15 protein-coding genes and 1 riboswitch are annotated in these 23,199 nt (G+C 71.0%); of the genes, 6 read left to right on the forward strand and 9 right to left on the reverse strand.

The window, feature by feature from the left end; translation table 11 throughout:
- The first annotated feature begins 27 nt into the window (after positions 1–27).
- Both ACIBEI_RS03030 and ACIBEI_RS03035 read left to right on the forward strand, forming a co-directional pair.
- Complete coding sequence (locus ACIBEI_RS03030; protein WP_398884437.1) at positions 28–3,399, forward strand: AfsR/SARP family transcriptional regulator; 3,372 nt, start codon at positions 28–30, stop codon at positions 3,397–3,399.
- Positions 3,400–3,583: 184 nt separating this feature from the next.
- Complete coding sequence (locus ACIBEI_RS03035) at positions 3,584–4,444, forward strand: DUF4394 domain-containing protein (protein WP_398884439.1); 861 nt, start codon at positions 3,584–3,586, stop codon at positions 4,442–4,444.
- Positions 4,445–4,537: 93 nt separating this feature from the next.
- Here the strand turns inward: ACIBEI_RS03035 and ACIBEI_RS03040 are convergent, their stop codons facing one another.
- The 4 genes from ACIBEI_RS03040 to ACIBEI_RS03055 form a co-directional block, all read right to left on the reverse strand.
- The gene (locus tag ACIBEI_RS03040; RefSeq protein ID WP_398884441.1) at positions 4,538–6,007 is read right to left on the reverse strand and encodes a C40 family peptidase; all 1,470 of its coding nucleotides are present in this window, start codon (positions 6,005–6,007) and stop codon (positions 4,538–4,540) included.
- A gap of 95 nt (positions 6,008–6,102) precedes the next feature.
- Positions 6,103–6,275, reverse strand: a riboswitch (cyclic di-AMP (ydaO/yuaA leader).
- Positions 6,276–6,543: 268 nt separating this feature from the next.
- On the reverse strand, positions 6,544–8,445 hold the full coding sequence (locus ACIBEI_RS03045; protein ID WP_398884443.1) for an LLM class flavin-dependent oxidoreductase: 1,902 nt from the start codon (positions 8,443–8,445) through the stop codon (positions 6,544–6,546).
- Between the two features lie 145 nt (positions 8,446–8,590).
- A complete protein-coding gene (locus tag ACIBEI_RS03050; protein ID WP_398884445.1) occupies positions 8,591–9,505 on the reverse strand; it encodes an SGNH/GDSL hydrolase family protein in 915 nt (304 codons plus the stop codon).
- A 153-nt stretch (positions 9,506–9,658) separates the two neighbouring features.
- Positions 9,659–10,189 (reverse strand): catalase, encoded by a 531-nt coding sequence (locus ACIBEI_RS03055; protein WP_398884447.1) that lies wholly within the window; start codon positions 10,187–10,189, stop codon positions 9,659–9,661.
- On the opposite strand from ACIBEI_RS03055, the gene ACIBEI_RS03060 reads away from it, so the two are divergent.
- Positions 10,188–10,694 carry a hypothetical protein gene (locus ACIBEI_RS03060; RefSeq protein WP_398884449.1) on the forward strand — a complete coding sequence of 169 codons (507 nt, stop codon included), beginning with the start codon at positions 10,188–10,190 and terminating at the stop codon, positions 10,692–10,694. The two genes, ACIBEI_RS03055 and ACIBEI_RS03060, sit on opposite strands and share 2 nt — an antisense overlap.
- A gap of 54 nt (positions 10,695–10,748) precedes the next feature.
- On the opposite strand, the gene ACIBEI_RS03065 is transcribed toward ACIBEI_RS03060, so the two are convergent.
- Positions 10,749–13,988, reverse strand: a complete 3,240-nt coding sequence (locus ACIBEI_RS03065) for an AfsR/SARP family transcriptional regulator (protein WP_398884451.1) — start codon at positions 13,986–13,988, stop codon at positions 10,749–10,751.
- 161 nt (positions 13,989–14,149) lie between these two features.
- Here ACIBEI_RS03065 and ACIBEI_RS03070 point away from each other — a divergent pair, with 161 nt between their 5' ends.
- Positions 14,150–14,512, forward strand: coding sequence for a winged helix-turn-helix transcriptional regulator (locus ACIBEI_RS03070; RefSeq protein ID WP_398884453.1), 363 nt, complete (start codon positions 14,150–14,152; stop codon positions 14,510–14,512).
- Positions 14,513–14,667: 155 nt separating this feature from the next.
- A complete protein-coding gene (locus ACIBEI_RS03075; protein WP_398884455.1) occupies positions 14,668–15,705 on the forward strand; it encodes a zinc-binding alcohol dehydrogenase family protein in 1,038 nt (345 codons plus the stop codon).
- 352 nt (positions 15,706–16,057) lie between these two features.
- Here ACIBEI_RS03075 and ACIBEI_RS03080 read toward each other — a convergent pair whose 3' ends face one another.
- The 4 genes from ACIBEI_RS03080 to ACIBEI_RS03095 form a co-directional block, all read right to left on the reverse strand.
- Complete coding sequence (locus ACIBEI_RS03080; protein WP_398884457.1) at positions 16,058–16,627, reverse strand: sigma-70 family RNA polymerase sigma factor; 570 nt, start codon at positions 16,625–16,627, stop codon at positions 16,058–16,060.
- 222 nt (positions 16,628–16,849) lie between these two features.
- Positions 16,850–17,107, reverse strand: coding sequence for an anti-sigma factor family protein (locus ACIBEI_RS03085; RefSeq protein WP_398884459.1), 258 nt, complete (start codon positions 17,105–17,107; stop codon positions 16,850–16,852).
- An 87-nt stretch (positions 17,108–17,194) separates the two neighbouring features.
- Positions 17,195–18,589 carry an FAD-binding oxidoreductase gene (locus tag ACIBEI_RS03090; protein WP_398884461.1) on the reverse strand — a complete coding sequence of 465 codons (1,395 nt, stop codon included), beginning with the start codon at positions 18,587–18,589 and terminating at the stop codon, positions 17,195–17,197.
- Positions 18,590–18,799: 210 nt separating this feature from the next.
- A complete protein-coding gene (locus ACIBEI_RS03095) occupies positions 18,800–21,967 on the reverse strand; it encodes an AfsR/SARP family transcriptional regulator (protein WP_398884463.1) in 3,168 nt (1,055 codons plus the stop codon).
- Between the two features lie 259 nt (positions 21,968–22,226).
- On the opposite strand from ACIBEI_RS03095, the gene ACIBEI_RS03100 reads away from it, so the two are divergent.
- Entirely contained in the window at positions 22,227–23,021 is a 795-nt protein-coding gene (locus ACIBEI_RS03100; protein WP_398884465.1) for an SDR family NAD(P)-dependent oxidoreductase, read from the forward strand.
- Positions 23,022–23,199: the final 178 nt, after the last annotated feature.

Raw genomic sequence — 23,199 nt, forward strand, 5'->3', positions numbered from 1 at the left:
AGTTGTAAAACGGGGGGCGGAGAGCGCATGCGCATTCAGGTACTCGGGCCGGTCTGCGTCTGGCGGGACGGCACCCGCCTCGACCTCGGTTCGCCCCAGCGCCGCGCGGTACTCGCCCTGCTCGCCGTGTCCCGTGGACAGCAACTGCCGTTCTTCGGGCTCGCGGACGCGCTGTGGGGCGAGCGCCCGCCGGCAACCGCGTCGAACGTCGTCCAGACCCACATCAAGCACCTGCGCCACCTGTTGGAGCCGGACCGGCCACCACGCGCCCGCAGTGCGCTGCTCCCCCGGCTCGGCGACGGCTACGCGCTGCGCGTCCCGTACGACGCCATCGACCTGCTGCGCTTCAGGGACCTGGTCGCCGGGGCGGTGACCGTACGACGGGACGGCCGGCGCGGCGGCCAGGAGCGGGCTGCCGCGCTGCTGGCCGAGGCGCTCGGGCTGTGGCAGCAACCACCCCTCGCGGACCTGCCCTTCCTCTCCGCACACCCGGTGGTCGTCGCGCTGGCGGAGGAACGCCGTGGTGCGGTCGCCCAGTACGGCGAGGCCATGATCGCGGCGGGCCGGAGCGCCGACGCGCTGCCCGTCCTGGAGGAGACCGCGATCGCGCAGCCGCTGGACGAGGACGCCCAGGCCCGGCTCATCCGGGCCTACGAGGCTGTCGGCCGACGCGACCAGGCCGTCGCCGTCTACCGGCGGAGCCGCCGTCGGCTGGCCGACGAACTCGGTGTCGACCCCGGCCCCGCACTGGCCGAGGCCTATGCCGCCCTGCTGCGCCGCCGCACCCGGCCTTCAACTCCCGGTGCCGGGCATGCTCCCGCCGACGGCGATGGCACGGCAGACGCCGCCGAGTCACCCGCTCAGGTGCCCGCCCACGTACCCCCGTATCCGCCCAAGGCGCACCGATTACCCGCGCAACTCCCCGCGGACGTACCCGACTTCGCGGGCCGTGACCCGGAACTGTCCGCGCTGGACCGGCTGCTGGCCGCGGCGGCGGACAGTCCGACGGCAGGGGCCATCTCGGTCGTCTCAGGCACGGCCGGAGTGGGGAAGACCGCGCTGACCGTCCACTGGGCGCACCGCACGCGCCACCGGTTCCCCGACGGCCAGCTCTACGTCAACCTGCGCGGCTACGACCCGGACCGCCCCATGCCGCCCGGCGACGCCCTCACCCGGTTCCTCGGCGTCCTCGGGGTGCCCGGTGACGCGATCCCGCTCGACGTCGACGACCGCGCGAGCCGGTTCCGGACCGAACTGGCCGACCGGCGGATGCTGTTGGTCCTCGACAACGCCCTGTCCGAGGAGCAGGTCCGCCCGCTTCTTCCCGGCTCACCGGCCTGTACGGTCGTGGTCACCAGCCGGGACAGCCTCGCCGGGCTGGTGGCCCTGCACGGCGCCCGCCGGATCGGTCTGGGCCCGCTCCCGCCGCCCGACGCCCTCGCCCTGCTGCGCACGCTGGTCGGTGGGCGCGTCGACACCGAGCCGGGGCCGGCCGCCGCCCTGGCCGAACAGTGCGCCCGTCTCCCGCTGGCGCTCCGGGTCGCGGCCGAACTCGCCGTCGCCCACCCGCCGTCGCGACTGGCGGACCTGGTGGCGGAGCTGGCCGACCAGCAGCGACGGCTCGATCTCCTGAACGCGGGCGGTGACCGGCGTGCGGCGGTGGAGGCGGTGTTCTCCTGGTCCTACGAGCGACTCCCCGCACCGGCCGCCCGCACCTTCCGCCTGCTGAGCCTGCACCCCGGACCGGAGGCGGACGCACATGCGGTCGCGGCGCTGATCGGCGAAGCGCCGGGCGAAACAACGACCCCTGTGCCGGGCGAGGAGCCGACCCCGATGCCGGGCGAAGCACCGAGCCCTGTGCCGAGCGAAGGACCGATCCGTATGCCGGGCACCACGCGGGACGAGAGACCCGGGCACGTGCCGGGCACCAAGTCGGGCCAGGCGCCGGGCAGCGTGCCACGCCACACGCCGGAACACGTGCCGGGCCGGACGCCGGCCCACACGCGCGAGCACATGCCGGGCCGGACACCGGCCCACACGCCGGGGCACCACACGTCAGCTGCCGTACCGGGCGACGAGCACGCAGGCGCCGGTGAGACTCCGCCCCACGCCGCCGGGACCCTGGCGTTGCTGGCCCGCGCCCACCTCCTTCAGCCCGCCCGGCCGGGCCGGTTCGGCACGCACGACCTGCTGCGCGCCTACGCGTACCGCCTGACCCGTACGCATGACTCCAAGGCCGAACGGCAGGCCGCGCTGGTCCGTCTCTTCGACCACTATCTCGGCACGGCCGCGGCGGCCATGGACACGCTCTACCCGGCCGAGCGGCACCACAGGCCCGCCGTCGAACCGTCCGTCCGCGTCCCGCCCGTCGTCGGTGACGCGGCCGCGGCACGGGCCTGGCTGGACACCGAGCGGCCGACGCTGGCCGCCGTCTGCGCGGTGGCCGCGGACCGAGGCAGTCCCCGCCACGCCGTCCGGCTGGCCGCTCTGCTCTTCCGCCACCTCGACTCCGGTCACCACACCGAAGCGCTGGAGATCCACCGCCACGCCCTGCGGGCCGCCGAGACGCTCGGGGATCTGGGTGGACAGGCCCACGCGCTGACCAACCTCGGAGTCGTTCACTGGCGGCTGGCCGACGCGGGAACGGCCGAGGACCATCTCGTACGGGCCCTCGAACTGCACCACCGGACGGGCGACTTGGCGGGGCGGGCCAGGACCCTGTCCAACCTCGGCAACGTGCACTGGCGGCTGGGCAGCCTCCGCGACGCGGCGCACGACCATCAACAGGCCCTCGCCCTCTACCGGGAGACCGGCGACCAGGTGGGCCAGGCCCGCACCCTCACGAACCTCGGCAATGTCTGTCTGCGGCTGGGCGATTACGAGCAGGCGGCCGACCACCAACGGCAGGCCCTCGCCCTGCACGATCTGACAGGTGACCGGATCGGCCGCGCCCGCACGCTCTCCCACCTCGGCAACGCCCTTCTGCGGCTGGGCCGTTCGGAGGCCGCGGCCGAATGCCAGGAGCAGGCCCTCGCGCTCTTCCGGCAGTTGGGGCACCACGGCGGCGAGGCGTACGCGCTGTCCGGTCTGGGCGACATCCGGCTGAAGCAGGGCGAGTTCGAGGCCGCGGTCACCTGCCAGCGGCGAGCCCTCGAACTGTTCCGCGAGAACGGGGAGGGCTACGGGGAGGCGTCGGCGCTCAACGGCCTCGCCGAGGCGCTGCACGGCAGCGGCCGTCACGACGAGGCGCTCGACCACCACTCCACCGCCGCGACGGTCGCGTCCGTCACCGGTGAGCACGACCAGCTGGCACGCGCGCAGGCGGGCGCCGAGCGCGCCCGCCGGGCCCTCGGGCCATGGGCGGCAGCTACTGCGGCGTCGACCACATCGGGTCCGTGACCTGGCGGAGCCCCCGCCGTCCGGTCGTTCAATCACCGTCCAGTGGATGTCCAGTCCTGCCTCATAGCTTGCCGTCGCCGACTGTCGATCCGGCCTGGCGGGCCAGGCGGCAATGCCTCTGCCCCAGCACACGCTCGCGCTCACATCCACGCTCAAGCTCACGCCGACCGAGAGGGAAGAAGCGATGAAAGCAGGGCTCAAGAAGAGAATGGCCGCGGCGGTCGCGGCCGCGTCCGCCATGGCGGCACTCGTCGTGGCGACGCCGGGCACCAGCCACGCGGCGCCGCCCCGTCTGCTGGCGTTCGGTATCTCGGCCGACGGTACGCTGATGGCCTCGTTCAACACCGACGACCCCGGCACGCTCAACTGGTTCAGGCGCATCGACGGGCTCGTCGGCGACACCGCCGTCGTCGGGCTCGACTTCCGCGTACAGAACGGACTGTTGTACCTGGTCGGCAACAAGGGCGGCATCTACACGGTCCAGATCCCGCCCGCGGTCCCGAACCCGCTGGTCACCAAGGTCTCGCAGCTCAGTGTTCCGCTGCAGGGCACGAACTTCGGTGTCGACTTCAACCCCGCGGCCGACCGGTTGCGGATCATCAGTGACACCGGTCAGAACCTGGCGCACAACCTCGCCAACAGCAGCACCGCCACGAACACCCCGCTGACCACGGACGGGGCGACGACCCCCGGTGTCACCGGAGCGGCCTACACCAACAACGACCTGAACTCGGCCACCGCGACGACGCTGTTCGACATCAACACGACCTCGGACCAGGTCGTCATCCAGTCGCCGCCCGCCAACGGCCTGCTGGTCCCGACCGGCTCACTGGGCTTCGACGCCGGTGTCAACGCGGGCTTCGACATCTTCAGCGATCTGAGCGCCGGCAAGACGATCTCGAACACGGCCTTCGCCACCCTGACCCCGGCCGGTGCCTCGACGTCGACGTTCTACACCGTCGACGTGCTCACCGGAGCCACGACCAGTGTGGACCAGTTCCCCGTAGCCATCACCGACGTCGCCGTCTCGCTCGACATGAGCTGACACTTTCGCGGACCTGCCGTCTCCGGAACGAGACGATCAGGGGCCGTATCGGGCGGCGCCTCGCGCGCGCACCGATACGGCCTCCGGGTCGGGTCAGGCGGGCCGGATCACGCTGTGGATCGCCGACTCGCCGGCCCAGTGGATCGACTCCTCACGGATGGCCGCCCCCGGGCTCGGCGCGTGGACCATCATGCCGTTGCCGCTGTAGATGCCGACATGGCCGACGTGCCCGTGGAAGAGGACCAGGTCGCCGAGACGGATGTCGGAGAGGGGCACCGCCATGCCCGCGACCGCCTGATCGTTCACGGTACGCGGGAGTGCGACCCCCGCCGCCTTCCAGGCCGCCTGAGTGAGGCTGGAGCAGTCGTACGAGCCCGGCCCCATCGCGCCCCACACACAGGGCTTGCCGATCTGCTCACGCGCGAAGTCGACGGCTGTCGCGGCCTTCCCGCCGTATCCGGGGGCCGATCCGCCGTATGCCGGGGGCGCAGCGGTGTATCCCGGGGTCGGAGTGCCGTACCCCGGGTTCGCAGCACCGTCCGAACCGATGGGCACTCCCGTGCCGATCGGCGTACGGGCGTCGATGGAGGGAGCCATACCGAACGTCAGGTCCGGGCCCATGGGCAGATCCATACCGACCGACGGAGCCGGAGCGATCGGCGGAGCGATCGCCGGAGCCGGAGCAGCGGGCAGGCCCATGCCGAACGTCAGGTCCGGGCCGCCCAGTGCGTCGACAGCCGGTTCCATGCCGAAACCGGCCGACAGCGGCTGCGCCTGTGCCTGCGGCTGCCACCATTCGGCCTCGGGCTGGCGGTAGCCCTGTCCCTCGGTGGTGGACCAGGCGGTCGCCGCCGGCGGGGGCTCGATGGCCGCCACCGGCGCGCTCTGCCGGGCGGTGTGTGCGGAGAGCAGTTCACGGGCCTTCGCGAGCTTGCTCTGGTTCCGCTGCTTGGAGGTCTTCAGCGACTGCCGCGGGTCGGCGGCGGTCGCGGGCAGGAGCGCGGTGGCCTCCTGGCGCGCCTGCGGCACGGCCGGCAGCGCGGCGACGGGTCCTGCGGTCAGCTCCGCCACGGGTCGGGCGGGTGTCGCGGCGCCGGGTCCTGCGGTCAGCTCAAGGAGGGGTTTGCCTGCCCCTTCCAGCGCACGGCCGGACGACCGCTCCTCGGAAGACCGGTCCCCCTGACGCCCACCGGGGGTCTTGGGCCGCGTCTCGGTCTGGCCGCGGTCCGGCATTCTGTCGGGCGGCAGCACGGCGGGGATGAGGGGCCCCAGCTGCGAACGCCCCACGTCGAACCACTGCTTGGCGCGGTCGCTCAGAACGGGATCGGCGGCGGCGACCGTGTCGGCACGCCCACGCCCGATGTCGGGCCCGGGCGTCATACGCTCGCGCGGCCGCCCCGAGTTCATCGCCCGCGTCGCGTTGTAGTTCCCGCTGACGGTCTCCGCCTGGTCGTAGAGGCTGCTGATCCGCTGCTGGACCTCTTCGCGACTGGGCCCGTCGTCCCCTCGTGCGGGCGAGGATCCGCCGGCCGAGGATCCGCCGGCCGAGGAGTAGAGATCCACTGAGGTGGCGGCCGCCGTCGCGAGGGCGGGCCGGGGTATACCCGGGAGGTTGTTGCCTCCGGGGCGCGGGGTTCGTTCCGGCGCGATGGGAGCCGTACTCCTTCCGTGCTCCGCCTACCGAGTTAGCTGTCGGGTTCGGGCGAGGAATCCGGAAGGTATGCCCTACGGCCCTTGCCCTGTCGGGCGGTTGGGCCGATTCACCCCAAAGTTCGGTTGGGTCCCCGGTTCCGGTCGCCGCGAGGGCCACCGGATTCGGCGGAGGCCGCGCGACCCGGCGAGGTTCACCGGAGGGAGTCGTGCGTCCTGTCCGTCAACTTAGCCAACATGTGCACCTCGTGTGAAGATTGAAGGGCGAAGTGTCCGATATATAACTGTGACCTTCGTCGTACCTGGTCGAGACATCACCGGACTTCGGCGACATCTGATCCTGGCCGACCCGGATGACCGGACCCGTGGTCCACGGGTCCGGTCATCCGGCTCACGCCCCGTACGGGCGGGCCTCCCAACGGGCGTGCGAGCGGCGGCCGGACAGGCGCCTAACCCTTGCTCAGCAGCTCGTGGAAACGGTGCGCCAGGTCCGTCACTTCGTGCGGGCTGCGTGCGGTCTGCTGCAGGTCGATGAGAACCTCGTCCGCCCCGGCCGCATGGGCGGCGAGGAGGTAGTCCGAGACCTGTGCGACCGTTCCCCGGTGCGGAACGGCATCGTTCGGCGCGGCCTCGGCCGTCACCACGGGGTTCACCCGGACGACGGTGCGCAGGGCGTCGGGGTCACGTCCGTTGGCCTCCGCGATCTGCCGTATCTGGCCGATGACGTAGGCCAGTTGGGGCACCGGCAGCCCCACGCCCGCCCAGCCGTCCGCGCGACGGCCGATACGTTCCAGGGTGGCCGGAGTGAAACCGCCGAGGAGCACGGGCGGGCGGGGACGCTGCACGGGGAGCGTCTCGATGTACGCGCTCGGGATCGTCCACAGAGCGCCCTTGTACTCGGCCGACGAACCGGACGGCATGACCGAGGCGTCGGCGACGCGCAGTCCCTCGATGGACCGTACCCGCAACTGCGGGTCCACCACGGCGAGTTCGTCCATGCCCATCCGGCAGGTCCCCACCGGATGGAAGTAAGTGCTCGCCGTGGACCGCAGGTACGCGCGACAGGATTCCTCGTCCTGAACGTCGACGCCGGGGAAGGACTCGACCGTCCGCCACGGCGCGAGCGCCTCTGTACCGCCGAGTTCACGCGCGAGGCGCAGGCCGACGAGAAGCCGGTCGAGGTCCCGGTCGTCGCTGAGGTAGGCCGGATCGATCAGCGGAGCCGCGGTGGGGTCCGAACTCTGCAGGCGCAGGGTGCCCCGGCTGTACGGGTCCATGAGGGAGAACAGGATGGAGTAGCCGCCCAGGTCCGCGCCCGTCCACCGGGGCCGCAGCGCCGCTCCGGCGAAGAGCAGCAGCAGGTCGGGGGCCACGCCGTCCGAACTCCGGGTGAGCACCTGCGCCTCAGCGGACGGGCCGCTCGGCGGTTGCCGGTCGGAGCCGTGGACGACGTAGCTGGTCACGTGGTCGTGGAGATTGCCACCGACCCCCTGCAGATCGGCCACGACCTCGACGCCGACGTCCCAGAGGTGATCCACGGGACCGATACCGGAGAGCATGAGCAGGTGCGGTGACCCGATCGTGCCGGCTGCCAGGACGGTCTCCCGATCGGACAGGACGGTTCGCACCTCACCGGCGACGGAATACTCCACCCCTCGGCAGCGCCCGTTCTCCAGCACGAGCCGACGTACGTACGCGCCGGTGATCACCGTGAGGTTGGGCCTGGCCAGGACAGGGCGCAGATAGGCTTCTGCGGCGCTCTGCCGTCGGCCGTCGGCGACGTTCCTCTCCCGCCACGACACCCCCTCGCTCCCGCGACCGTTGCCGTCGTCCAGTGGCGTGTGCCCGGCCTCCACCGCGGCGCGGAACGCGGCCTCGGCGAGCGGGTTCGGGGCCGGGCTCGCCTCGATGCGCATGGGGCCGTCGGTGCCACGCACCTGGGGGTCGCGCCCCTCGGCCCGCTCGCTCCGCCGGAAGAACGGCAGCAGGGCGTTGTAGTTCCAGTCCGTCGCGCCCTGCTTCTCCCAGGCGTCGTAGCTGTCGGGGTGCCCGCGGTGGTGCACCATGCCGTTGATGGCGCTCGACCCACCGAGCACCCTGCCCCGCGGCCACGCGTGCACGGCGTCCTCGGTGCCGGCCTGGGCCGTCGTGGAGTACGCCCAGTCCACGGAGGAGCCCCACAGACCGAAGGCCGCCAGGGGATCCGGGTACGCCATCTCCGCCGGGCCGCTCGCCTCGCCGGCCTCCAGGAGCACCACGCGTGTCCCGGGCTCGCTCGACAACCGCGCGGCCAGCACGCAGCCCGCGGTGCCGCCTCCGACGACGATGTAATCGCTTGTCAGAGTTGTCATATGCGTTCTCCTGTCATCAGGTACACGTTCCTTCGGTCGTGGGATGACCAACGGGTCCTTGTGGGATGACCAACAGGTCCTTCGGACTGTTCGGGGGCGGGGCACCGGCGTTCCTCAGGACAGCCGGTGCCCCGCCCCCCTCAGGTCACCGGCGGTACGCGCGGCAGTGGAGGGCACGCTCCACCGTGGCGGCCATGGCCTGCTGACCCCGGGCGTTGGGGTGGGCGGGCGCGGCCGGGGCCGCCGCGGCCAGGGGTTCGATCCAGCGCTCTCCGGCCGGCTTGCACATGTCGTGGCCCACCGACGGGGTGTAGGTGTCGACGTAGCCCGCACCGTTCGCCGCCGCCTGGCTCGCGAGCATCGCGTTGAGCTTCTTCTCGGTGTCCCGCAGATAGGCGAAGTCACCGGCCGCGAGCGGTACGGCGGAGCTGGTGCAGCCGACCCCGTCGTCCGGGAACAGGTCGGGGTAGCCGACCACCAGGACCTTGGCGTGCGGAGCCCGCTGCCGGACGGCGTCCAGCGCCGCGGCGATCTTGGGAGCGGTGTCGTTGACGCGCTGTTCGAGCTGGTCCGTGCCGCCGCTCGTGAAGAACGTCTGGCACGGGTTGCCCGTCGGGTCCTTGGACGTCAGTCCGGCGCAGGTGGCCAGATTGCTGGAGAACCCGATGTCGTTGCCGCCCATGGTCAGGGTGACCACGTCCGTGTCCGCGCCGAGTGCGTCCAGTTGCGGCGGTCGCGAGCCCTGAGGTCCGGCCAGGGCCGTCGTCGTGGCGCCCGAACAACTGACGTCGGTCAGCTGCCAGTTCCTCGCTGCCGCGAGAAGGGACGGATAGTTCTGGTCTGACCGCGCGCACGCGGTGTCGACCTGGGTCGGTATGCCGGGGCCGGAGGCGTACGAGTCGCCCAGTGCCACATAGTCCACGGTGCGCGCGGTCGGTGCCGAGGCGCTCGCCGCTGTCGCCCCCGCGGTGGACAGGGCCATCGCGCAACACGCCACCATGGCGCCTCGCAACAGGCCGCGCCGACCGGGAGACCTCTTGGTCTGCTTGTTCAAGTCCATCCATTCGTCGGGCCCCCGAAGCACTCGTCGAATCGCTCCTGGAGTCGCTACGCCAACAGGTGTCGGATGCGGGGGCGTTGTGCTGTCATTACGTCAAACGCCGCGCGAATCAAGGTGGTTCACTCCCGAGCGGGGCCAACATGGGGCGAAGCTCTACTCGTTGTGGCTGCGTCGGAGGTGGGATTCGGCGTAGGCGTGGGCCCGGAAGGCGAGTACGGGGTCGTCGGAGAGCTGGATGCCGGTGGTGACACGGGTGGGGTTGAAGGCCTGTGTGTTCCAGGGATCCTGGTCGTCGGCGGGTGCGGTGATCTCCAGGCGCCCGGCGGTGATCTCCTTGCGGTGGCCGGGCCAGACGGTGCTGGGGTCGTGAGTGGGGTCATCGGGTTCCGCGAGTTGGATCCGCAGGTCGAACGCCACCGGTGCGTGCTCCAGGCGCTGGTGCAGTTCGTCGGTCAGGTATTGGGCGGTACGGGTGGCCGCCTCGGCGGCGGTCAGGTCGGTGCGCCCGGCCACCGGTTCCCAGCGGTACCGCACGGGCCGCCTGACCCCTGCCGCGTCGACCCAGATGAAGGCGTGGATGGCCCAGTAGGCGACGGAGGCGTAGCTGACGGGTATGGGCGGCTGCTGCGCGACGGCTTCGGCCAGGTGGGAATGGACACCGACGAACGCGTGCACCCGGGCCATGGGCGCCCGTCCGCGGTGGGCCTACCGGGCGTTGCGGCTCGCTTTCCTCGATGTGGGAGAGGGCCTCATCGACTCGGCGGACAGGAGGCTGACCGAGGTGGAGAAGATCGCCTCGGAGCTCATCTCGTACGACCTCAGGGCCGCCGTCGCCAATCTGCGGGGCGTGGTCCTGGCCGGTCAGTCGCGCTTCGCCGAGGCCGAGACCGTCTTCCGGGAGGTCTGGTCGTCACCGACCTCTCCTCGAAACCGCCGAGCGGTGGCGGGACTTGCACTCGCCGCCTGTGTGCCGCCCTCGCGCCAGGAGAGTCCCGAGGGCGCGGACCTGCGCGGAATCCTCGGCGAGGCCGGGCGTCTGGCCGATCTGCTCGTGGAGCCTCTCACCCGGAACGCGCTCGGCCGCCTTCTGGCCGACATCACGGAGTGGCGACAGGTTGAGCCGACGCGGAGACATCCCCTCCACGAGCGCCTGTCGGGCTCGCCGTCCGTGCTGGCCGCCTTCTGCTGAGGTTCAGTTGGCGTCCGGTGTCGTTCAGAGCCCTTTCCGCACCGCCGGATCGGATCACCGATGCCGGCCCGGGCCGTTCAGCACTCCGCTGAAGCCGGCCAGTACGGACGGGTTGGCGGCGAGCCATGCCCGCACCCGGTCCGCCCCGATCGCGCCGCTCGGACCGGACCGGAAGTAGGCGTCCAGTTTGTCCAGCAGGACGCCCACCGCGCGGCGGGCCAGCGGCTCACGGACCCGGTCGAGCGCCTGGACGGCGCGGTCCATCCACATTCGCGCATCACTGGACGCCGTCGGGGTGGGTGGACCGAACGTCGCGACCGCCACCAGGCCGACGGCGGACATCGCTCTGCGGTCGAGCGGTGCCGTAGGGCTGTCCCAGACGCCGGCGAAGATCGTCCGTGCGTCCGGGAAGCAGTCTCCGTAGAACGCCAGTGCTCCGCGCAGGATGGCCGCGGCGGCCCGGAGGTCGTCCGCGCTCAGTTCGTCCGCGAGCCGAACCACCTCGGAGAGCCGGTTCTCGGCCGTCTCGACCTCTCCCTCGGCGATGTCCAGGCACACGATCCTGAGTGCGGCGTACGCGTACTGGCCACGCGCGCCGATGGAACGGAGGATGCGTGCCGCCTCGGTCCAGTGCGCGCGGGCGTGGTCCCGGAGGCCGGCGCTCTCGTCCGCGTCGCCGCGGAGGGTGAGGGAGCATGCCCTGGCGAAGTCGTCACCGGAGGCGCTCGCCGCCGAGACGGCGGCCTGGCCGTGGCTGCGGGCACCGTCGATGTCGCCGACCTGGAGGCAGTACGTCGTCCAGTTGGTCAGGAGGATCGCTCGGTCCCAGTGGAACTCGGTGCCCGCGACGCCTTGTTCTGCCCGTACGAAGAGTTCCTCCACTTCGTTCCGTCCGTCCAGCATGGCGTGGAGCGGCTCGTAACAAGGCCCCAGGACGGCGAGTTCGGGGTTCTTCGCCTCACGCCAGGCCGCGTTGAACCGATCGATGAAGTAGCTGCCCTCCGCGTGCCGACCGACGACGTGGTTGAGCCAGACGAGCCACGCGAGGGCGTAGAAGAGTGCCCGCTCGTCCTCTTCTGTGGCCCGGTACCCCGCTGCGGTGTCATAGGCCCGCAGGCTGCGCTGGAGTCGGTCGATCCCCTCTTCCTCGCGGCCGCTGATGATCCAGTAACAGCCCCGCCGTGCTTCCAGCGCCAGGGCCTGAGCTGTTCTCGACCGGGTCATCATGAGATCCGAGGCGGCCCTGACGTTGGCGGATTCGGCGGTGTGCCGCCTGATCAACTCCCCCTGGCCGCCGGGCGCGTCGGCGGCGGCGCTCTCGTGCACGAAACGCAGGGCCCAGGCCATGAAGCGTTCCTCCGCCTCGGCCGCCCTTCCTTCGGCCCGGAGCCGGTCCAGCGCGTACTCGCGGACCGTCTCCAGCATCCGCAGCCGACTTCCGTCGGGCGTCGAGACGGTGAAGAGGAGGGATTTGTCGACCAGTTGGGCCAACACCTGAAGGATCTCGTGACGGTCCGCCTCGGGAAGCGGGATCGCCGTCTCCGCCATGTCGACGGAACAGCCGCCGACATACAGGGCGAGTTCCGTCAGCACCGCCTGCTCGGTGGTGTCCAGGAGGGCGTAGCTCCAGTCGAGGACGGCACGCAGGGTGCGGTGCCGGGCGGGAGCGGTCCGCTTCCCCTTGGCCAGCAGGGCGAAACGGTTGTCGAGGCGGAGTTCGATCTCGCGTACCGGCAGCAACCGTACGTACGCGGCGGCGAGTTCGACCGCGAGCGGCAGGCCGTCCAGCCTGCGGCACAGCGAACGGATGTCGTGCATCGCCGTCTCGTCCGTGGTGAAGGACGGGTCGATCATGACGGCGCGGGTGCTGAACAGTTCCGCGGCTTCGCCGTCGGGCATCGGCGCCAGGGGATACAGCGTTTCGCCCGCGACGGCCAGCGGCGCTCTGCTGGTCGCCAGCACGGTAAGTGCGGGGCACCGGCCGAGCAGTTCCGCCGCCGGCGGGGCGACCGCGTCGAGGAGGTGCTCGCAGTTGTCGAGCACGAGGAGCGCCCGACGTCCGGCCAGGAACGAGGTGACTCGGTGCACGTAGTCGTGCGGTGGTTGGTCCGGCCGGACCGACGCGTCCGACAGACCCAGGGCTCCGGCGATCGCCGCGAGGACGCCCACACCGTCGGCCGAGGCCAGATCGACCCACCACACACCGTCGTACGCGGGCTGCATCAGCACGCATGCCTCAAGCACGAGGCGGGTCTTGCCGACACCGCCCGGTCCCACGACGGTCACCAGACGCTCGCGGTCGAGGACCGCACGCAATCCGTCGAGTTCCTCGGCGCGGCCGACGAACGGGCCGAGCGGGTGGTCCGGGCCGCCTTCGCCGGGCGTCGGGCGGGAATGAGGGCGAGCCGAGGACAACCGTACGGAATCGGCGTGCGCGGAGGACGACCGCACGGTACCGGCGTGCGCAGAGGACGACCGCACGGTATCGGGGTGTGCAGAGGAGAACCGTACGGCGTCCGCGGTCGCCGCCCCTGGGCCTGGGTCGCCTGCCACCAACTCCTCGTGCAGGGAACGCAGTTCGGGGGACGGATCGACGCCCAGCTCGGATCTCAACAGCCTGCGGCCCGACTCGTACACGTCCAGGGCCTCGGCCTTGCGCCCGCAGCGGTGGAGCGCGAGCATCAGGCGCGCCCGGGACCGCTCTCGCAGCGGTGCGGCGGACACGAGTGCCGTCAGCTCGGGGACCAGATCCTCCGCGCGGCCGAGTTCGAGACCCGCGACACTCGCGTCCTCCTGTGCGCTCAGGCGCAGTTCCTCAAGACGCAGCCGCTCGGCGTCGAAGACCCGGCCCTTCAGATCGTCCAGTGCGCGGCCCCGCCACAGTGCAAGACCCTGCCGAAGCACGGCTTCCGCCTGCCGGTACGCCCCCGCCGCCAGGTGCTCCCGCCCTTCGCGGACCGCCGTCTCGAAGCGGACCGTGTCGAGCTCGTCCTCCGGCGCCAGAACGAACCGGTATCCCCCGTGCCGGGACTGCAGCCGCCCGCCCTGGTCCCGCGTCGCGAGTGCCGCGCGCAACTTGGTCACCTGGACCTGAAGCGCGTTGACCGGGTCCTTCGCCTCGCGCTCCTCCCACAGCTCGTCGATGAGGGTGTCACGGTGCACGACCGCTCCCCCGAACAGCAGCAGCCGCCCGACGAGCGCACGGGAGACGGCCCCCGGAAGGGCGACGGCACCGCTCCCGTCGGCCAGCTCCAGGCGGCCGAGCAGTCGGAAGTGCATGGCGTCATCGTTCATGTCTCAGCCTGTGTCGGTGGCGGGGGGGGAGCCGGTCGCGTTGGTCCTGCGGCTGTTCGGCGAGCGACGCCGGGCACCGGGGCCCGCCACGTCCGTGACCGTACGAGGCAGGAGGTGGTTACCCGCAAGGGATACTAGTACCCATTGGGTACCGTTGCTGTATGACAAAGACATCAGACGTCTGCCACGACCCCAAGAGCGTCTACTCCGCCGCCTGCCCCTGCCGCGACATGCTGGACCTGCTCGCGAACAAGTGGAGTGCTCTCGCGCTGGGCGCCCTCGAGGACGGGCCACGGCGCTTCGGAGCACTGCGCGGCCGGCTACAGGGGGTGAGCCCCAAGGTGCTCACCCAGACGCTGCGCCGCCTGGAGGACTACGGCCTGGTCGACCGTCAGATCTACCCGGAGGTGCCGCCCCGCGTCGAGTACAGCCTGACCCCGCTCGGCAAGGACGCCTGCGCCCCGCTCTCCCATCTGCGGACCTGGGTGGAGCAGAACATCGACCGGTTCCCGGAATCCGCCTGACGCCACGCCGTCCGGGACTCCGCACACCTCCCCCACCTCGATGGTTTCCTTTGGGAAGCAAGCTCCCTTGAAGGTTACTACCTCCCGATGGGTACCTTGCGGGTCGTGGCCGCCGAACCCTCGTCGGCCCACCGCACGAGCCGAGGAGTTCTATGATGAGTGGCACCTTGAAGACGACGACGATGCCGGCCGTCGCCTACCGCAAGAGCCTGCCGATCGATGACGCCGAGAGCCTGGTGGACGTCGAGCTGCCAGTACCGAAGCCGGGTCCACACGATCTGCTGGTCCAGGTGGAGGCCATCGCGGTCAACCCCGTGGACTACAAGGTCCGGCAGAGCAACGACCCGGGCGGCGAGCCCAAGGTGCTCGGCTGGGACGCCGCAGGCACCGTCGTCGCGGTCGGTGAGCAGGTGGAGTTGTTCGAGGTCGGCGACGAGGTCTTCTACGCCGGCGCGATCGACCGGCCGGGCACCAACTCCCGCTTCCACACCGTCGACGAGCGCATCGTCGGCCGGAAGCCCACCACACTCTCCTTCGGCGAGGCGGCGGCTCTGCCGCTGACCTCCCTCACCGCCTGGGAGGGCCTGTTCGAACGCCTCGGCCTGCGCGAGGGCGCTTCGGAAGAGACCGGCACGCTGCTGGTCACCGCCGCTGCGGGCGGCGTCGGGGCCATGGTGGCTCAGCTGGCCCGGGCCCTCACCGGCCTGACCGTGATCGGCACCGCCTCCCGCCCGGAGACCGTCGAGTTCGCCCGCCGGATGGGCGTGACACACGTGGTCGACCATCATCGCCCGCTGCCCGCACAGGTGTCCGAGGTGGCGCCCGGCGGGGTCGACCACGTCTTCGGCACCGCCGGTACGGACCGTAACCTCGCCGCGTACGCCGAAATCCTCAAGCCGTTCGGGCAGTTGCTCGCCATCGACGACTTCGGTCCCGTGGAGATCGGCCTGCTGAAGTCCAAGAGCATCTCCTTCCACTGGGAGCTCATGTTCACGCGCTCGCTGTTCCGGACCCCGGACCAGGTGGCGCAGCACCACATCCTCGACCGGATCGCCGCGCTCGTGGACAAGGGCGTCCTGCAGACCACGGCCGCCCAGGACCTCGGCACGATCAACGCCGCCCACCTGCGCGAGGCTCACCGCGTCATGGAGTCCGGCGCCGCCATCGGCAAGGTGACGCTCACCGGATTCTGAGCCCGCCGTGAACCTCCTTGTTCTCCGCCCCGTTTACAGACCGGATGAAGACCAGGCCTTCTCGTAATCATCGATGGGTGACGGGCATGCCATTTTCGAGGTTCACGCCGGAGCAGAGAATTGGCCATCTGCTCGGCTGGGCAACCGAATGGAACGAATCGGGGCGAGGACGGAGCATGTGGGCCTACTCGCTGAGTCTGGGGGGTTCTCATGCCCTTCTGAACGACTGGGTCAACAACGAGAGGCTCATGGATCTCCTCACCCGGGAAGAGAGGAGCGCGATCGACGAAGCGCGCCGGCGGGCGGCTCGGCGCGAGCCCGCTGTGGATCGGAGCACTCGGCAGAGGCACGCTCACGAGGTGTAGCCCCGCTCGGCCAGCGCGGCCCGGAGGGCCTTGAGGGCCAGGTGTGTCCGGGACTTGACCGTGCCCGGCGGTATGCCCAGCGTCTTCGCCGTCCGGGCCACGGACTGGTCCAGGAACTCCACGTGGACGAGGATCTCGCGATGCTGCAACGTCAGGTCCCCCAGGGCTTCGCGCACGATCTTCCTGGTGAGGGCCGGATCCATGCGCTCCGGACCGGGTATGGCGTTCAGCGCGGTGTCGACCGTCTCCGGAGGGCGGGCCAGCCGGGCACGGTAGCCGTCGATGACGAGATTGCGGACGACCGTGATGAGCCACGGCCTGATGCCCTCGGCCTGGGGGTTGAGGATGTCGGTGTGCTGCCAGGCGCGCAGGACGGCCTCCTGGACCAGGTCCTGGGCCTGGTGACTGTCGCCCCGAAGCAGTCCGGTGGTCATTCTCAGCAGGAACACACCGTGTTTGTCGTAGACGGCGCGGATGAACGCCTCATCGCGTGCCCTGTCACGGGTTCCGCCGTTCCGGCACGGCTGCGTGCCCCGGATTCCTGTGTTGTGCCTCATTGCCACGTTCCCCCGATGCGCCATGGGCCAAGCCCGGCGCGCCAATTCGTTGAAAACTGAACAGGGAAACCTTCGGGGGGATCTCTTGCCAACCGCTTAATGTCCGCTTGCCCGGCCCGCGTCCGCCAGGACAGGCCCGGGAAAGGCGCAGGAAAGGGCACCTCCGGTACGCGGGGCTCCGTCGGACGGAGCCCCCCAGTGCCGGGGGTGCCCAGGAGTCGTTCACTCCCGTTCGGGGATCCGGGCCAGGGCGGCTCGGACCGCCGCTTCCCGCAGTGCGGGGACCTTGCCGGACCAGCTGCCCACCATCTCCTCGTCGGGCAGTCGCCGGACAGCGGCGAGCGTCGTACGGATCTCGTCCACGTCACCCGCACAGGCCGGGCACTCCCGTACGTGGCGGGCCACGAGGCCCGCTTCGCCGGGATCGAGTGCTGCCATCACATAGGCGGCCAGTCGGGTTCTCTCCTGCTCGCATTTCATTGTTCGGTCTCCTGGAATCAAGTCGGTATCCCGGCGGTTCGGCTGTTCCACGAGTCGACTGCTCGGCGCCGGCGTGCCGGCGGAGTGCTATTCCGGAGCGATGTTGTGGTTGTTGACCCGAAACAGGTTGCGCGGGTCGTAGTGCCTCTTCAGGCCCCGCAGCCGCTCCAGGCCGTCGGGGCTGAACACGTTCTCCGCCCGGTCGTCACGACCGGCGAAGTTCATGTACGTGAGACCCGTGGCCCAGGGGCTCAGGCGCTCGATCATGCCGCCCAGCATCGCCATGCCGGCGTCGACGACCTCCGGCGGCCCGACGGTCGCGCCCCACACACTGAACAGGGCGTCCCGGGCGGCGACAGGGCTCGCCTCGGCCGGCCGAACCGCAAGCGCCCCGCCGAGGTGCCTGATCTCCAGGACCGTGACGAGGCCACCGGCGGCCACCTGGGCGCTCTCCACGAGAGAGTCGACGGCCTTGGCCGGCAACTCGGCCAGGAGGGTGCCCTGGTCCTCGTACGGGAAGGGATCCGCCGGGTCGGAGTGCACGAGGGGGAACGCGCTGTAGGGGTGGCGGCCGACCGTGTCGAGAACGCCCTCGCCGATGGCCCGGAAGGGCGCGATGAGCTTCTCGGCCTCCTCGTCGGGGCCGAGGTGGGTCACCCGGACGTGTGCGAGGAACCGGCCTCGCAGCAGTTCGGGAATCTCCGGGACCGGCGGGAAGTTGAGCAGCGCCACGGAGCAGGTGAAGGCGTTGGGCGCGTTGCGGACGACCTCGGGGAAGGCGCGGAGCACGGCCTCGACGTGCTCGGCGGGGAAGAAGATCCCGCCGCCGTAGAAGGAGGTCGCGGGGAAGAGCCCGATCTCCAGCTCGGTCACGACACCGAAGTTGCTGCGTCCGCCGCGCAGGCCCCAGAACAGCTCCGGCTCCGCCTCCGCCGAGACGCGGCGCAGCTCACCGTCCGGCGTCACGACCTCGATCCCGACGACGTGGTCGGCGGCCCAGCCGAAGGACCGGCCCAGGAACGGGCTGAGCCCGCCGCCGAGGGTGAAGCCCACGACTCCCACCAGGGGACTGGACCCGTTCAGCGGTGCCAGTCCCGCCTCCTGAGCGGGCTCCACGACGTCCGACCAGCGCGCACCCGCGCCCACGCGGGCCACGGCACGCTCGGCGTCGATCTCGACCATGCGCATCGCACTCGTCGTGACGAGCACAAAGCCTTCCTCGGCGGGGAACGGCTGGTGCCCGGTGGCCATGACCCCGACGGCCAGGTCACGCCCGGCGGCGAACGCGACCGCGGCCTGCACATCGGCGGCGCCGGCCGCCGCGACGACCAGACAGGGCCGCTGCCGCGAACGCAGGTTGAACGCCGCGACCGCCGCCGCGTAACCCTCGTCGCCCGGGGCGAACACTGATCCCTCTACCCGGCCGGCCAGTTCGGCGACGGTGTCGTCCCCAAGAGTGATCTGGCCCTGGTGCTCGGTCATGGTGCTGTGCCTTTCGTCGGAAGGATGGCCCTGGCCGACGGTCACTTGGGGGAGCGGGGGAACCGGCTCCGCTCCGCGACGCGACACAAGGCGGAGGCATCCCGGGGCACCAAGTGCCGTCTGACCGCTGCTACGGCGCGCATTCCGAAGAGGTTCACCCTTCACGTACCGCCTGCCGTCGGCAACGCCGGCCGCGGCCCGGGGGGCCGCTCAGCGGAAGGCGGCCAGTACGGAGGGACTGCCCGAGAGCCAGACGCACACCTGGTCCGTGCCACCCCGCCCGTTCACCCCGGACCTGTGGTGGGTGTCCAGCCTGTGGTGGGTGTCCAGCCTGTGGTCGGTGTCCAGCCTGTGGTGGGTGTCCAGCTTGTCCAGCAGCACGCCCACCGCATGCCGGGCGAGCGGTTCCAGCAGTCCGCCGTGCGTCTCACGCGCCCGGTCGGTCCAGGCCCGCGCGTCGTCCGAGGCGGTGGGACTCGGCGGACCGAACGTCGCCGTGACCGCCAGACCGATGGCCGAGACCGCTCTGCGGTCGGGCGGCGCCCCCGGACAGCGCCAGACACCGTGGAAGATCCGCTCGGCGTCCGCGAAGCGGCCGTCCCGGAACGCCAGCACACCGCGCAGGTTGGCGACGGCCGCCTGGAGATCGTCCGCACTCAGTTCGTCCGCGAGCCGGCTCACGTCCACGAGCCGCTGCTCGGCCAGGGCGAACTCTCCCTCGGTGAGGTCCAGGCAGACCAGCCTGAGCACCACATACGCCCAGCGGGTACGCGCCCCGACGGCACGGAGGATCCGGGCCGCTTCGGCCCACTGTTCGCGGGCCCGGGCGCGGAGGCCGTCGCTCTCGTCCGCGTCGCCGCAGAGAGTGAGGGAGAAGACCCGGGCGAAGTCGTCGTCGGCCGCGCGCGAGGCCGTCACCGCGATCAGACCGTGGCGGCGGGCCCCCTCGGTGTCCCCGTGTTGCAGGCAGTAGGTCGACCAGTTCGTCTGCAGGACCGCCCGGTCCCAGTGGAATTCCGTGCCCACCACCGCGGCCTCCGCCACGGCGAAGAGGTCCTCCACGTCGTCGTGTCCGTTGAGCATCGCGTGGAGCGCGGCGTAGCAGAGGCCCAGGACGGCGAGGTCAGGGTTCCTGGCGTGCTGCCATGCCGCCTTGTGCCTCTGCGCGTAGGAACCGGCTTCCGCGTGATGTCCGGCGACGTGGTTGAGCCAGGTGAGCCAGGCGATTGTGTAGAACAGTGCCCACTCGTCCTCCTCGCTGGGCTCCGCGTGCCGCTGTCCGGCCGTCGAGTCGTACGCCTGCAGACTGCGTTGGAGCCGGTCGATTCCCTCTTCCTCGCGGCCGCTGATGAACCAGAAGTAGCCGAGACGTGCCTCGAGGAGCAGGGCCTCGGCCTCCCTGGACCTGGCCGTCATCAGGTCCGATGCCGCTCTGATGTTGGCGGACTCCTCGGTGAGCCGCCTGGCCCACTCCTTCTGGTCACGGGACGAGATTCCCTCGCTGCCCTCACGGACGAGGCGTGCGGCCCACGTCATGAGGCGCTCTTCGGCTTCGGGCGCCCGGCCCTCCTCCCGGAGCCGGGTGAGCGCGTACTCGCGGACCGTCTCCAGCATCCGCAGTCGGTTCCCGTCGGGTGTGGAGACCAGGACGAGCAGGGACTTGTCGACCAACTGCCCCAGCACATGCAGCAGTTCGGCACTGTCCGCCTCGGGCAGCGGCACGACTGCCTCCATGAGATCGAGAGAGCAGCCGCCCACGTAGAGGGCCAGTTCCGTCAGCAGCCTCTGCTCGGTGGTGTCGAGGAGGGCGTAGCTCCAGTCGAGAACGGCGCGCAGGGTGCGGTGCCTGGCCGGCGCGGTGCGCTCCCCCTTGGTCAGCAGGGTGAAGCGGTTGTCGAGGCGGGCCTCGATCTCACGAACGGTCAGAAGCCGTACGTGCGCGGCCGCGAGTTCCACCGCCAGCGGCAGTCCGTCGAGCCTGCCACAGAGGCGGCGGATGTCGTGCAGCGCGGTCTCGTCCGGGGCGAAGGACGGATCGATCATGGCGGCGCGGGCACCGAACAGGTCCGCGGCCTCCTCGTCCGGCATCGGCGCCAAGGGGTACAGCACCTCGGCGGGGACCTCCAGCGGTGCCCTGCTGGTGGTCAGCACGGTCAGCGAGGGACACCGGCCCAGCAGCGTCGCCACGAGCGGGGCGACCGCGTCGAGCAGGTGCTCGCAGTTGTCGAGCACAAGGATCGTCCGACGTCCGGCCAGGAACGACGTGAGCCTGTGCACGTGGTCGTACGGCGGCTGGTCCGGCCGGACGGAGGTGTCGGACAGCCCGAGCACGGAGGCGACCACGGCGAGAACGTTCGCGTCGTCGGCCGGGGCCAGATCGACCCACCAGACGTTGCCGCGGGACGGTTGGACCAGCGCACACACCTCCAGCGCGAGACGTGTCTTGCCGACGCCTCCGGGGCCCAGTACGGTCACCAGCCGCTCGCGGTCGACGACCTCGCGCAGCGCGGTCAGATCCCCGCGTCTGCCGACGAACGGGCCGAGCGGCCGGATCGGAGTGCCTTCGCCGGATGCCGGCCGGACATCCGTACGCGTCGACGGCAGGCGGACGGACGCGGCGGCCGGCCCTTGCAGCGACGGATCGTGGCGGATCATCGCGGCGTGCAGGGAGCGCAGTCCGGAGGAGGGCACGACGCCGAGTTCGGACTTGAGCAGCCGTCGGCCCGTCTCGTAGACCTCCAGTGCTTCCGTGAACCGCCCGCAGCGGTAGAGCGCGAGCATGAGACGGGTCCGGGACCGCTCGCGGAGCGGTGCGAGGGACACAAGGGCCTTCAGCTCGGGGACCAGCTCCTCCGCCCGACCGACTTCGAGGCCCGCCGTGGCGACGTCCTCCAGAGCGCCCAGCCGCAGATCCTCCAGGCGCGTCCGCTCGGCTTCGAAGACCCGCCCCTCCAAGCCGTCCAGGGCGCGGCCACGCCACATCGACAGCCCCAGCCGCAGGTGGCTCTCGGCCTTCTCGTACTCCTCCGCCGCCAGCTGCGCACGGCCCTCCCTGACCGAGGCCTCGAAGGCGGGCACATCGACCTCGTCCTCCGGCCCCAGGACGATCCGGTATCCACCGTGGCCGAACAGCAGGCGACCCTCCTCGCCCCGCGCCGCGAAGGCGGTGCGCAGCTTGGCTATCTGGACCTGCAGCGCGCCGACCGGGTTCTTGGTCTCGCGCTCCCCCCACAACTCGTCGACGAGGGTGTCGCGCTGTACGACCGCCCCGTGGGCGAGCAGCAGCCGGCCCACGATCGCCCGGGAGACGGCGCCGGGAGGGACGACCGCGCCGTTGGCATTCACCAGCTCCAGGCGGCCGAGCAGTCGAAATCGCATGACCGCCATCCTGCCGTGGACGGCCGAATGCCCCGAAGGGCCTGTCGGCGCGTCGCGGGGTCACTGGTTGGACGACGCTTCCACACCTCGACCCGTCACGAGCCCGGCCCGGGTGTCACCCGTCGCCGAGTGGGCATACGCAGCGAGGTCGTGCCCGTCGGCGTCGACCGGAGTGGCGGGGCGATCGTCCTGCCGCCAGGCTGACGGCAGACGTACCGGCACGCAGCACGGACAGGACTCACAAGGGGACTGGTTCCACATGCAGATCGATCTGACGGGCCGCACCGCCCTGGTGACGGGCTCGACGCAGGGCATCGGCGCGGCGATCGCCGCCGGACTCGCGCGCTCCGGCGCCCGGGTGGGGGTGAACGGCCGAAACGAGAAGCGGGTCGCGGAGGGCGTGGCGCGGCTGGCGGCGGAGGTACCCGGTGCGGACTTCGTTCCGGTGGCCGCCGACGTGGCGAACGAGGAGGGCGCACAGCGCGTCCTGGAGACGCTGCCGGAGCTGGACATCCTCGTCAACAACCTCGGCATCTTCGGCTCCGCCGACCCGCTGGAGATCAGCGACGAGGAATGGCGGCGCTATTTCGAGGTGAACGTGCTGGCCGCGGTACGGCTGACCCGTATGTATCTGCCGGGCATGACCGAGCGTGGCTGGGGCCGGATCCTGAACATCGCCAGTGACTCGGCGGTCGTCATCCCGGCCGAGATGATCCACTACGGCATGTCCAAGACCGCGCTCCTCTCGGTCGGCCGCGGCTTCGCGAAGCAGGCGGCGGGCACGGGGGTGACGGTCAACTCGGTCATCGCCGGCCCCACCCACACCGGCGGCGTCGAGGACTTCGTCTACGAACTCGTGGACCGCGACCTGCCCTGGGACGAGGCCCAGCGCGAGTTCATGCGGAAGCACCGGCCGCAGTCCCTGCTGCAACGGCTGATCGAGCCCGAGGAGATCGCCCACATGGTCGTCTACCTCAGCTCCGACCAGGCCTCGGCCACGACGGGCGGAGCCCTGCGCGTGGACGGTGGCTACATCGACTCGATCCTGCCCTGACGCCGGTCGAGGAACGCCGAACCTCGGCCGGCCCTCAACCGACCCTCAGCCAGCCCCGGAAACGATCGAAGGGTGGGGTGGGGTTTAGGCCCATGGCCCCCAGCAACCGCCGCACCGTAGTCGAGGGGCGGCACGGATTTTTAAAAGCCCCCCCAATAACCCCCACAAAAACCCGGCC

Source organism: Streptomyces sp. NPDC050988 (genome assembly GCF_044456225.1).
GTDB lineage: Bacteria > Actinomycetota > Actinomycetes > Streptomycetales > Streptomycetaceae > Streptomyces.